This window comes from Flavobacterium piscinae (genome assembly GCF_004122145.1).
GTDB lineage: Bacteria > Bacteroidota > Bacteroidia > Flavobacteriales > Flavobacteriaceae > Flavobacterium > Flavobacterium piscinae.
Genome location: NZ_SBKQ01000021.1, coordinates 1 through 11,200 on the forward strand (window position 1 = coordinate 1; position 11,200 = coordinate 11,200).

Sequence of the window (11,200 nt, forward strand, 5' to 3'; positions counted from 1 at the left end):
GATTACTATCCTTTTGGCATGCTAATCCCAAATCGATTTGATAGCATAGAAGATTACCGGTATGGGTTTAATGGTAAGGAAAAAGATGATGAGGTAAAAGGGGAAGGTTTACAATTAGATTACGGATTTAGAATATACGATCCGAGGATTGGTAGATTTCTGTCACAAGATCCTTTGTTTAAATCTTACCCTTGGTACACTCCCTATCAATTCGCTGGAAATAAACCTATTGCTGCTATTGATTTGGATGGTTTGGAAGAGAAGATTGTAATCATGAATTCTACTCAAAGTGGTAAAGTAAGGAGAGAAGTATATGACTATAAAACTCTAAGAAAAACAACTGACTATGTAGGTGTAAAAAATTCAGCAAGAACTCAACCAATTTCAGCTTCTGAATTTATATCATTAAAAAATAGTTTATGGGATGCTTTTTCTTCAAGTCCTGAATTATTTGCTTCAGGCTATGAGGCTTACACAATAGGTATGAATGATTCAAAATATAAAAACTCAGGTTTTAAAGGATTATTTAAAGGTACCTTAACTATAGCTTCCTCTCCAAACAATAATACTATAATCTATGAAAAAAATCAAATTGAAAAAGCTAAGCCATCAACAATTCAAATTATGAAAGACGCAACCGATCCCAAAAAAAATCCTGAAATGGTTAAAGGGATTGACACTGCGAAAAAATATGTAGCTGGAGTAAGTGCAGCAGTTTCAGCACCATCAGTTATAGCCGGTGAAGCAGGTATAGTTAGCTCTCTTGGATTATTATCTGATATTGATCAATTGACTGGTGCTACTGAAAATTTAATTGAAAGTAATTCTCCTGAAATGGGTACTTATATTAATGGAATTAAATTAACTATTAGTTTAATTAGTTTAAAAGGAAATTTAGATGCTTTAAAAAATTTAGGGAAAATAGATTGTAATATTGATGCAAGTTCCAAACTGACAGACACAATAATAGGAACAGCTGGAACAGCATCAGATGCACAAGATTTTAATAAATCAATTGATTAATTATTGTAGATTTTAGAATGAAAGAAGATGTTATTTTGGAGAGAAAAGTTTCTTTTTTTGAATCATTTTATATTTTAATTATAACTGTAGTTTTGATGTTATTCATGTTACTATTTGGAAATGTAAAGACTATTGTTTATTTAGCATTATTTTTAACTAATTTGTTTATTGTGTTTGTTAATAGATATAATTATGTTAAAATAACAATGTATGAAAATCACATTCTTTTTTATTTTTATTTGTTAAATAAAAGTATAAAAGTAGAATATAAAAACATTTACAAACTAAGCTCATATTCTAACATTTATGAAGGATTAATTTTTAAAATAGAATTTAGATATTTGAAAAAAAAATATAAATTACGAACAAAGTTTTATGACAAAATATTTATTGATAAGTTAAAAAAAAAAACAGGTTTAATTTTAAATAACAACGAAATTATAGAAAACTTCAAAAAACATTAGAAGAATTACCAAAGTTAAATGATAGTCAAATTGAAGAATTTGTAGAAAAAGCAATTAAGTTGAATGAGAGTAAAAAAGATAATTGAAAATAAATAAAAATGAAGGAAAGAAAAGTAAAAGTTTTAGGTAGAATTTCAGTTAAATTAAAAAATGAAATTATTCATTTGAAAAAGTTACCTGTTGATTTTGAACAAACAATTGGTTTTTGGTTAGATTATTCAAATAGTACATTTAATTTAGGAACTATTTTTAAAAAAATTCAATTTAATTCTACTAAATATGAAATAAATTGGGTGCTTTGTTTTGTAACAGATAGTTCCTTTTTAGATTTTACCTCAATTGAAAATGGTTATAAAACCATTGTCTTAATAAAATTAGATAAATCATTAACAATATTAGATAATATTCCAATTATTCAGAACTGGTATTCTGATAATAAAGTTAATGAAGAGGTATTTCTTTTTTGTTAATAAAGTGTTATTGGAAATTTCATATTTAGTATACTAATCTTTGTTAATCATTAATAAAAACTTAAAAGCAACTCCTCCAAAGTTGCTTTTGTCATTTAAAAAATAAGCTTTACATTTACTTACGTTCTTAAATATAGTTGTAAACTTTTGGAATGCTAATCCCGAATAGGTTTGATAGCCTTGATGACTACCGGTATGGGTTTAATGGAAAGGAAAAAGATGATGAGGTGAAAGGTGAAGGGAACTTTATTGCATATGCGGATAGAGGATACGATCCAAGGATAGGTAGATTTATTTCTGTAGATGCATATGCTAATGCAATGCCTAGCCAATCTCCGTATAGTTTTGCATTAAACAATCCTATTTATTTTGTTGATGAGAACGGTAACTGGCCAAAACCATCAGACCTATTACCAAAAAACACACCTCCAATGATAAAAGGAATTGTTGATGGTGTTTGGGAAGGATTAACAGGTTCTGTAGGGTTTGCTTATGATTACGCAACAGACAGTGAATTTAGAGAGCAAGTAAATCAATCTTTTGCTAATCTTATAAAAGATCCTATGGGGACTTTAGAAGGTATAATTGAAAGCTATGCCGGAAAAATAGAAAGATTAGCAACTGGTAATGCTACTGATGATGATTTATATGATGTAGGCTCTGAAATTGGCGAAGCAGGTGTTGGTATTTTACTCGGCGGAGCTACTTTAGGGGTTAAGGCTGCTAAAAAGTTGTTGAAACCTGATATTGATAAAAGTGATATTGCCAAGAAAGCTAAAAATGATTCTAAAAAGACAACGAAAAAACAAGATCCAAATAAACCGAGCGGATTTTATGATGTTAGAGGTGTAGATAATGAAACTATTTATGTGGGTAAAGGACCTTCTAAGCGAGCTGCACAAAGTTTAAAAGTCAAACAAGGTGATAAAGTAATTTCATATATTGTTACAGAAGGTGTTGGTGATTTAAATGTAAGAGAAACCGCATTTGCATTTGAAGAACTGTTATTAAGAAAAGCTGAAAAATCAGGGGCTAATTTGTTAAATGAAAAAACTTCTCCTGGTAAAAAAATACTTGACAATTTGCAAAAGAACAATCCTGAAGCTTTTCAACAAGTTAAAGAAGCATTTGAAAAGAAAATGGCAGAAGGAGGAAAAGAAATAAAACCAAAATCATAATCAAATAAAAAATAAAATGTTACAATTTGCAAATGAAATTAAGAAAAGAGTTTACTTTTTCCCAAAAGATATAAATGATTTAAATACTTATTTTCATCAAAATGCTGATGCAACTTTAATAGTAGATTTTGATGAATATTTTGAAAATAGAAATCAAAAAGATTTTTTTAATGATATTAATAGAATACCTTTTAAAAAGATTTTATTAATTGGAAATGGAAGTCATAATTATGATTTGAATAATTTTAAAATAAATCAAAATTTAGTTGAGCTGGAAGATAAATATTCTGAAATACCGTATGATTTTACAGGATTTCCTAATTTAGAGATTTTGAGATATGAACATATCAAAAATTGTTCTAATTTTTCTTCATTGACTAAACTAAAAGAATTAAGTCTTTGGGTATATCCTAATAAAAATATTGATGAGTTTTTAGAGTTATATAATCTAGAAGATATGCGATTTGTTCAGTCAAAAATCACAACTATTAATGGAATAAATCAGTTTAAAAAGTTAACTAGTGTATTTTTAATTGCCAATAAAGATTTAATATTTGACTTAAATGTTCAGGCTAATGAAAACGTAAGAGAATTGTATATTGATAGTTGTAAAAAAATTGATATAAATTTAATTCCAAAGCTATTTCCTAATATAGAAAAACTAACTTTAATGAAAAATGGTGAAATTAAAGAATTAAAACCCTTGCTTGAAAATCTTAATAGATTAGAAGATTTGAATTTAATGGGAACAAAAATTCTTGAAAATGATAACAGATATTGGAAAGATTATAATAATATAAAAAAGATAAGTTTTCTAGATCAAAAAAACCTGTTTTTAAAAGCAAATGAATTTTAAAAGTATGTTATGTAAAAATTTAATTTTAATTTCGGTAATGCTATTTTCTTCCTTCCAATCCTCTACCAATGCCAATGTAGAGAAGTTATTTACAGTAACAAAGACAAAAGAAACTACAGAACAAATGGTAAATGAGGTTGTAGCAATGTATAAAAAGCGATACCCAAATGTATCAGTAATGACTTGGGGTAGTATAGAAAGTAATATAGATTACAATAGCCATTACAAAAAGATAAAGCAAATATATAGTTCCAATTACACCGATGCAGAAATCAAAGAGTTAATCAAACTGTATAATCCAAAAACAATGGATAAATACACAGCTAAAACTAAAAAAGTAGAGCAACAACTCTACGATGCTGGTAAGGAATTCGGTAAAGAACTATCTCAGTTAATAATTTCAAAAATTAAATAAAAAACACCTAAAGCAACTCCTCCAAAGTTGCTTTTGTCATTTAAAAAATAAACTCTACATTTACTTACGTTCTTAAAATAGCAGTAAACTTTCGGCATGCTAATCCCGAACCGATTTGATAGCCTAGATGATTACCGGTATGGCTTCCAAGGGCAAGAGAAGGATGATGAGGTTAAAGGGGAAGGCAACTCGTTGAATTATACGTTTAGGATGCATGACCCTAGGGTGGGTAGGTTTTTTGCGTTGGATCCGTTGTTTTTTAAATTTCCAGAATTAAGCCCATATCAGTTTAGTCATAATAGAGCAATTGATTTTGTAGAAATTGAAGGTTTAGAAGGTACTGGATTTGATGTAAGATTCCGTCAAAGAGAAAAGGCATTATTATCAGGAAAAATGAGTGAAGATGATTTTAGAGCAGCAAACAGAGCTGAAGCTATTGGGGGAATTTTTGGTGCTGTAATTGTTGCAGATGCAATTCTTACAAAAGGAAAAGTTACAAAATTTTTAGGAAAACAATTTGTATTACAGGCAGTTGTAAATACTGGAGTTGAGGGATTTATTACATTGCTTAACAAGAATCATAAATTTGATGCAAAAAATATAGTAAAAACTACTATAGGAGGTTTTGATTTTGCCGATGCAGGAATAGACAAAGGATTAAATATTGTATTAGATAAATATCAAATTGGAAAAATTAAATCAGCAATAATAGCTGTTGCACCTTCACTTTTTGACTTAACACTTAAAGATGGACTTCAAGTAGTTGGTTTTAATAAAGATGCAAAAGCTATAATTACTGATATTGTTGGAAATGTAATGACAGAAGGTATAGAAAAGTCACTAAATTTAAAAGATATACCAAAAATTAAATTATCAGCGTCAACACAAGCTCAAATAATTGGTGAAAGTATTATGGCTGAAATCGAAAATTATTTAAAAAATGATTATGGCAAGTTTGATAAAAATGAAATTGATGTAAAATGAGAATCTCCCAAAAACTGAAAATGATGCCATACCACAATTTAAAGCCAAAGAAAAAATTAAAACAAATGAATAATTCAGTGGTAAAAAAACAAATTTTGATTAATATAAAAATGATTTTAAACGAAGTATATAAAATTCTATTAGTTGGATTTTTAATTAGTTTTCTTGTTTCAATTTTTTATATTATTAACAATTCTGTAGATCTATATTTTAGAGATTATACAATAGCTGTTTTTTGCTTTGTTATTACAATATTCATTTTAAAAAAGATAATTGTATGTTTAGAAAATAAAATAAAATCTTATCAAAATTGAAAAATTTAAATACCCATTTTTTCTTTTACTAAATATTTTTTACAATTTGTTAAACTTTTTTTACGTTCTTTCAAATAGCTGTAAACTTTTGGCTGAATAGGGTTGGAATATGACTGATAACTTGAAATGAATTATATTTGACCTAAATTTTTTAACGTTGGAATTTTTAGAAAAAGCATATCCATATAATTTTGAAGGTATCACAAACGAAGTTTATCAATTTCGTTTTATAAGTATTGGTAATCATAAAATAACTAAAATTGTTTCAATCGCTCCAGTAGAAAAGAATTTGAACTGGTACAATGTTGGTTTTGGAAATTTAGAAAAGAATGGAGATCTAGTAACCGTAAATGATTTATCAGAAATCAATAATAACGATTACGATGAGGTTTTAGCTACCGTGTTTATGTGTATTCTACATTTCTTTAATTCAAATCCAGATTGTACAGTTATATTTTTTGGTAATACTTTTCATAAACACAAATTGTATAAGCAAAAAATATCTTCAAATATGGAAAGTTTGGAACAATATTTGGATATATCAGGAGGGAAAATTATTGAAGAAGTCGGAATAATTGAGAAAAAACAAACGGTAATCAGAAACGGCAAACCACATGAAAGAATCGTTAAAGAAAAAGATATTAATTCTTTGAATAACGGAGTTAATGTGAAAAGCATTGAACGATATAACAAAGAAAAAACAGCTGAATATCAATTTGTTTTGTTCAACTTAAAAAAGATTAACATCTATTGATGTTATAAAAAATTACTATATTTACACCGTTATGGCAACAAAGAAGTTAAAAGAATTATTAGAAAAGCAAATTGAGAAATCTACCAGTTTTTGGGCTGGAAGTCAAAAAATGACCATCCAAGAGTTAGAAGCGGTAGAGAAATTTGCGAAAGAGAAAGGGAAAGTTTTCGAGAAAATTTTCGATACACCTGAAAAAATAGAAAAGATTGACCAAATGCACAAAAGTGCTTTATAGGTAAAATAAAAATTAGTAAAATAGGCCACCTTCGAGGTGGTTTTTTTATATCTTTATACCACGTTCATACAAAATTGTTGCAAGTAAAAATTGTGTTTAGAGTGTCAACTTTTGGCATGCTAATCCCGAATAGGTTTGATAGCTTGGAGGATTACCGGTATGGGTTTAATGGTAAGGAAAAAGATGATGAGGTTAAGGGTGAGGGATTGCAGATAGACTATGGATTTAGAATATACGATCCGAGGATTGGTAGATTTTTATCTATGGATCCATTATTTGCTGGTTATCCTTATTATACTCCTTATCAATTTGCCGGAAATAGACCTATTTGGGCAATAGACTTGGATGGCCTTGAAGAATTAACTGTAACAAAAAAATCTGTAGTTATGATTTATGAATGGGGTGTCAAAGTAAATGGAGAAATTTGGGATAATTCAAAAAGAAAATTAGTAAAAAGTGGAGAGGAAATATTACAACAAGGAGATGTAAATTCTAAAACAATTGTTACTGAAACTATATATACACTAACTAGAACAGGCGGATATAACAGTACTGAAAGAACTTATACTATTGAGCCATCACCTCCTTCTCCTGATCCAAATGATAATAGTAAAGAAATAAATATTGAACCCCCAACCTCTGATTCAAGACCTGTTTTTAATAAATTATCTTCTGAAGATATAGTTAAAAAAACGACAGATGAGAATATTAGAAAAGTTGAACCAAAAAATATTTCTACACCAAAAGTAACTGATAAATCTAAAAATCCAATAAATCCAATAAAGCCTGGAGATAACAAAAACATCAATTTTACGGGATTAATTTATCCATCTGTAGTTAATAGTGGGTTTCATTTTATAGATCCCGGAACAGGTTCTTTTCCAGCAAAAAATGTATTAAAGAATTTAGTAAATGATTTAAATAATAGTAAACAAGTAAGTCAGATTACTATAACAGGGACTGCTTTTCATGGTGATGCGACAACTAGTAATAATGTTAAAGCTGCTTTTTATACAGGTTTACTAAAAATTGAAACTCATTTAAGAGAACTTGGGTTAAGAAAAAATGTAAAAATAAAAGTAGATTATGATAATGTTAAAGCAAAAAAATCTAAAAGTGAAAATGGTACAATAGTTAATTTTAAATTTGAATAATGAAAAATATTTTATTGTTTTTATCGATAATTTTATTTTGGAATAATGTATACTGTCAAAAAATTAAATTTTATGATGCTTACATTCAGACGCTTAATGACCCAATTGATGTATTATATTTTAATCAAAAACATAATGAAATTATAAGTCAAAGTATTATATTTTCAAAAAATAGTATAAATGAAGGTATATATTCTGATAATGATAAAGAATTTCAGAAAATTCAATTAACCACAAAAAAATCAAAATTCAGTTATTACTTTTATAGTATATATAAATACGATTCTATAAATAAATCTTTTATTTTGAAAAATTATATTTTGAAAAAAAATCCAGCTACTCAACTTGAATGGAAGGAATTACAATTCTCAAAAATTAAAGAAAAAAATATAAGTTATGAATGTTCAGATAAAGTTTTTGATAATATAATTTTCACTTATTCTATTGGGTCTGGAAATGAATTTATTATTCAAAGAAATGAAAAAAATAATTTAACATGGAAGCTCATTGGATTAGATTGTGAAATCATTAACTTTAATAACATAAAAGATAATTTTAAAATAAATGTAGAAGAGAAATTTATTTGTATTAAAAATTTTAATTCCTTTATGTTTATTTATGGTGATTTTGATTGAACACTTTCCTATAAATTTATATATAATTATTTAAACTTTTTCAAATTTCATTAAATTCTAAAGTGATTAATACTCCTCCAAAACCCTATGTATCTTATCAATCTCCCGATCAATATAGGCCTGAGCATAATGCACATAACGATTAAAAGAGGAAGAAGTATGACTATGTCCACTAATTTTGCGAACCAAATGTTCCGGCATTCCTAGAATGAGTAAAGTGGTGATGGCTGTGCGTCGCATCATGTGTGAACTCATTTTATCGCAAAAGCGGTCTTGTTTGTCGGTGTTGATTTTTTTGATGTTTTGAGCTTTACCAAGTTTTTCACGAGTAATTTGTATTGGGTTTGTAAAATTGGCTTTTTCGCCAATTACTTTTAATGTTTTGTTGAAATTAAACAAAGAAATGCTGCCGAATAATTTTGCTTTGCTACTTTTTGAAAGGTATTTTTGGAGTATAACTACAGCATAATTGGGCAGTTTCACAGTGCTGTAGGTTTTGGTTTTTTTCGATTTAATTTTCAAATACCAATCGACTGGCCCTACTTCAATATTTTTACTGGTTAATAGGTAAATGTCTGAATACCTGAGTCCGGTAGTGCAACCAAATACAAAAATGTCTTTGATTTTCTGTTGTGCCGGTGTTAAAGACTCATGGAAAGTGACATCGTGAATCAAAAATTTTAACTGTTCGGGGGAAAGCACCAAGATGTCAATTTCTTCTTTCCTGATATAAAACAATTGTTGAAAATCACCGGTTGACACATCTTTATCATTTTTGAGATAATTGAAAAACACCCGCATTAATTTCATGTTGGTGCCCACATAATTATCATGACAGCCTTTTTTATAATAGAATTCAGTGAATTTTAAATAAAACTTTTTCCAATAGTTTTTCTCTGATTGAAATTCTCTTTTGTTGAGTTTGTTGGCTTCGCAAATTCTAAGTTCAAATTTATACTGTATTGAAAACTCGACCAGATTTTGAAGTAGATTGTGGTAATTTCTAATGGATTCCGGTTTGATTTTTTCACCGTTTTTCTTTAATCGTTTGCCATTTTCAGAATCCTTGATAAACTGTTTAAACAAAGGAATAATCGGATATTCTTTCTTCATGGTATGTTTTTACAATGGTAGAAAGAAATTTTGGGATGGCAAAGGGAATGTTTCAAAAATAAAAAAACCACAAGGTTTAGGTTGTGTTTTTTTTTTTCTTCGAGATAAAGTACGTTATTTTAAAAAGTAACTTTTTGTCAAGACAGATTAATAAAAATTTAAATCCATCAAGATTTATGCTTAGCGAATATTGGAATTTTTATTTGTATATACAGTTTATACTAATATTTCAAAATATTTGTATATTTTAGTATTATTCCATTTTTTCTTCCTTTTTCTACAATCAAATATTTATAAAGATATGACTGACCACTACAAACTACAATTTTTTCATTATTTATAGTCAAATCTATTGCTTGTTTGTTATTTACTTTCAAAATGTGACATTTTTTTAACTCACATTTTATTAATTTACCTTTATAATAGGATGTGTAAGTTTTATAATCAAGTGATTCCCCTGCAATATAAATATAACTTCCCTTGAGAGAATTTGATAAAATTATTGTTAAGATATGTTCTTCACCTTTAATTGCTCTATCTAAAATCATTTCTTCATTATTTCCACTCTTTTTATAATATGCGACATAGTTATAAGAATTACATGAAATTAGAAATAAAAAGATAAAAAATAAAATAAACTTATTCATATTTAAATTTTTGTTTTAAGGAAGGTTCATCTAAAACTCTGGAACCTTCACTAGGTTGAGTATTATTGTCAATATTCTGTTGTGGATTTGATTCGTCTTTTTCTAAACCTATCCTTACATTATCATCTATTCTCTTTAAAAGTTGCGGTGATAAATTAATTTCTCCATTTGAAGTTGCATTTGAATTAAATAAATTAACTGCTGTGTTATCATGAACTTCTGTATTTGGAGGTAATTGACTAATTAAATGAACTAGTATTTCATGTAATGCAGTTCTTGCACCACCTGAACTAACTAAACCACTAGGTAATACACTATACTCTTTTTTTGTTGAAGCATTCTGAGTTTTTACATACACATAACCACTTACAACATCACCAATTTGTTCTTTAGGCACCATCCCTATTGCAGTCATTTTTACTAATTCTTCTTTTCCAAAATCTTTAGGGTTCTTTTCGGTATTTGGTAATTCATCGACAAATCTTATTTCAATTGTTGCTTTTGGATCATATTTTGCACTAAAACTTATATGATTGCCTTCACTATCATAACCAGTTAAATTATTAAATTCAGATGCAAACTGATGAGCAATTGTTTCAAAACTTGCTACATATTGTCCCTCTTTAACAACTCTGAAAGTTAAATTAATCTTTATATTTTTCTTTCCGGTTTTAGGATCATAATTTTCAGTTCTTGAAAACTCTCTTCCTTCTAGTTCTATACCATCTAAAACTCTATTTTCTGAAAATGCATAGGGTGAATTATGAGCATATGTTCTTGCTAAGGGGTCTACAGTAAAGAATCTTCCTATTCTTGTATCATGCATTCTATATTTATAGTTTAAGCTGTTCCCTTCTCCTTTTAACTCATCATCTTTCTCTTGCCCTTGGAAGCCGTAGCGGTAATCATCTATGCTTTCAAACCGGTTTGGGATTAGCATGCCAAAAGGATAGTAATC

14 protein-coding genes are annotated in these 11,200 nt (G+C 28.0%); 11 read left to right on the forward strand and 3 right to left on the reverse strand.

Annotation, left to right across the window (positions count from 1 at the left end; all coding sequences use genetic code 11):
* The 11 genes from EQG68_RS14725 to EQG68_RS14775 form a co-directional block, all read left to right on the forward strand.
* On the forward strand, nt 1-1,023 hold a 1,023-nt coding region (locus EQG68_RS14725), incomplete at its 5' end, for an RHS repeat domain-containing protein (RefSeq protein ID WP_164975471.1).
* Nucleotides 1,024-1,040: 17 nt separating this feature from the next.
* Nucleotides 1,041-1,487: a hypothetical protein gene (locus EQG68_RS14730; RefSeq protein ID WP_129465653.1), complete on the forward strand. Its 447-nt coding sequence runs from the start codon at nt 1,041-1,043 to the stop codon at nt 1,485-1,487.
* Nucleotides 1,488-1,585: 98 nt separating this feature from the next.
* On the forward strand, nt 1,586-1,957 hold the full coding sequence (locus EQG68_RS14735; RefSeq protein WP_129465654.1) for a hypothetical protein: 372 nt from the start codon (nt 1,586-1,588) through the stop codon (nt 1,955-1,957).
* A gap of 152 nt (nt 1,958-2,109) precedes the next feature.
* Nucleotides 2,110-3,135 carry an RHS repeat domain-containing protein gene (locus tag EQG68_RS14740; RefSeq protein ID WP_129465655.1) on the forward strand — a complete coding sequence of 342 codons (1,026 nt, stop codon included), beginning with the start codon at nt 2,110-2,112 and terminating at the stop codon, nt 3,133-3,135.
* 16 nt (nt 3,136-3,151) lie between these two features.
* Nucleotides 3,152-3,991 (forward strand): leucine-rich repeat domain-containing protein, encoded by an 840-nt coding sequence (locus EQG68_RS14745; RefSeq protein ID WP_129465656.1) that lies wholly within the window; start codon nt 3,152-3,154, stop codon nt 3,989-3,991.
* Nucleotides 3,981-4,406 carry a DUF2059 domain-containing protein gene (locus EQG68_RS14750; RefSeq protein ID WP_129465657.1) on the forward strand — a complete coding sequence of 142 codons (426 nt, stop codon included), beginning with the start codon at nt 3,981-3,983 and terminating at the stop codon, nt 4,404-4,406. The genes EQG68_RS14745 and EQG68_RS14750 overlap by 11 nt, the downstream gene beginning before the upstream one ends.
* A gap of 96 nt (nt 4,407-4,502) precedes the next feature.
* Nucleotides 4,503-5,390: a hypothetical protein gene (locus EQG68_RS14755; protein WP_129465658.1), complete on the forward strand. Its 888-nt coding sequence runs from the start codon at nt 4,503-4,505 to the stop codon at nt 5,388-5,390.
* Between the two features lie 471 nt (nt 5,391-5,861).
* Nucleotides 5,862-6,458 (forward strand): DUF6934 family protein, encoded by a 597-nt coding sequence (locus tag EQG68_RS14760; protein WP_129465659.1) that lies wholly within the window; start codon nt 5,862-5,864, stop codon nt 6,456-6,458.
* A 31-nt stretch (nt 6,459-6,489) separates the two neighbouring features.
* Nucleotides 6,490-6,693, forward strand: a complete 204-nt coding sequence (locus EQG68_RS14765) for a hypothetical protein (RefSeq protein WP_129465660.1) — start codon at nt 6,490-6,492, stop codon at nt 6,691-6,693.
* A gap of 101 nt (nt 6,694-6,794) precedes the next feature.
* On the forward strand, nt 6,795-7,847 hold the full coding sequence (locus EQG68_RS14770) for an RHS repeat domain-containing protein (protein ID WP_129465661.1): 1,053 nt from the start codon (nt 6,795-6,797) through the stop codon (nt 7,845-7,847).
* On the forward strand, nt 7,847-8,482 hold the full coding sequence (locus tag EQG68_RS14775) for a hypothetical protein (protein ID WP_129465662.1): 636 nt from the start codon (nt 7,847-7,849) through the stop codon (nt 8,480-8,482). The genes EQG68_RS14770 and EQG68_RS14775 overlap by 1 nt, the downstream gene beginning before the upstream one ends.
* A 66-nt stretch (nt 8,483-8,548) precedes the next feature.
* Here EQG68_RS14775 and EQG68_RS14780 read toward each other — a convergent pair whose 3' ends face one another.
* From EQG68_RS14780 to EQG68_RS14790, 3 genes are all read right to left on the reverse strand, one after another.
* On the reverse strand, nt 8,549-9,595 hold the full coding sequence (locus EQG68_RS14780) for a tyrosine-type recombinase/integrase (protein WP_129465663.1): 1,047 nt from the start codon (nt 9,593-9,595) through the stop codon (nt 8,549-8,551).
* 221 nt (nt 9,596-9,816) lie between these two features.
* On the reverse strand, nt 9,817-10,242 hold the full coding sequence (locus EQG68_RS14785; RefSeq protein WP_129465664.1) for a hypothetical protein: 426 nt from the start codon (nt 10,240-10,242) through the stop codon (nt 9,817-9,819).
* The coding region (locus EQG68_RS14790) for an RHS repeat domain-containing protein (protein ID WP_317125530.1) at nt 10,235-11,200 on the reverse strand (966 nt) is incomplete at its 5' end. The genes EQG68_RS14785 and EQG68_RS14790, both read right to left, overlap by 8 nt.

What these genes read in the sequence shown, in the direction of transcription:
- EQG68_RS14730 (WP_129465653.1), top strand. Translation starts at nt 1,041, where the DNA reads ATGAAAGAAGATGTTATTTTGGAGAGAAAAGTTTCTTTTTTTGAATCA.
- EQG68_RS14735 (WP_129465654.1), top strand. Translation starts at nt 1,586, where the DNA reads ATGAAGGAAAGAAAAGTAAAAGTTTTAGGTAGAATTTCAGTTAAATTA.
- EQG68_RS14740 (WP_129465655.1), top strand. Translation starts at nt 2,110, where the DNA reads ATGCTAATCCCGAATAGGTTTGATAGCCTTGATGACTACCGGTATGGG.
- EQG68_RS14745 (WP_129465656.1), top strand. Translation starts at nt 3,152, where the DNA reads ATGTTACAATTTGCAAATGAAATTAAGAAAAGAGTTTACTTTTTCCCA.
- EQG68_RS14750 (WP_129465657.1), top strand. Translation starts at nt 3,981, where the DNA reads ATGAATTTTAAAAGTATGTTATGTAAAAATTTAATTTTAATTTCGGTA.
- EQG68_RS14755 (WP_129465658.1), top strand. Translation starts at nt 4,503, where the DNA reads ATGCTAATCCCGAACCGATTTGATAGCCTAGATGATTACCGGTATGGC.
- EQG68_RS14765 (WP_129465660.1), top strand. Translation starts at nt 6,490, where the DNA reads ATGGCAACAAAGAAGTTAAAAGAATTATTAGAAAAGCAAATTGAGAAA.
- EQG68_RS14775 (WP_129465662.1), top strand. Translation starts at nt 7,847, where the DNA reads ATGAAAAATATTTTATTGTTTTTATCGATAATTTTATTTTGGAATAAT.
- EQG68_RS14780 (WP_129465663.1), bottom strand. Translation starts at nt 9,595, where the DNA reads ATGAAGAAAGAATATCCGATTATTCCTTTGTTTAAACAGTTTATCAAG.
- EQG68_RS14785 (WP_129465664.1), bottom strand. Translation starts at nt 10,242, where the DNA reads ATGAATAAGTTTATTTTATTTTTTATCTTTTTATTTCTAATTTCATGT.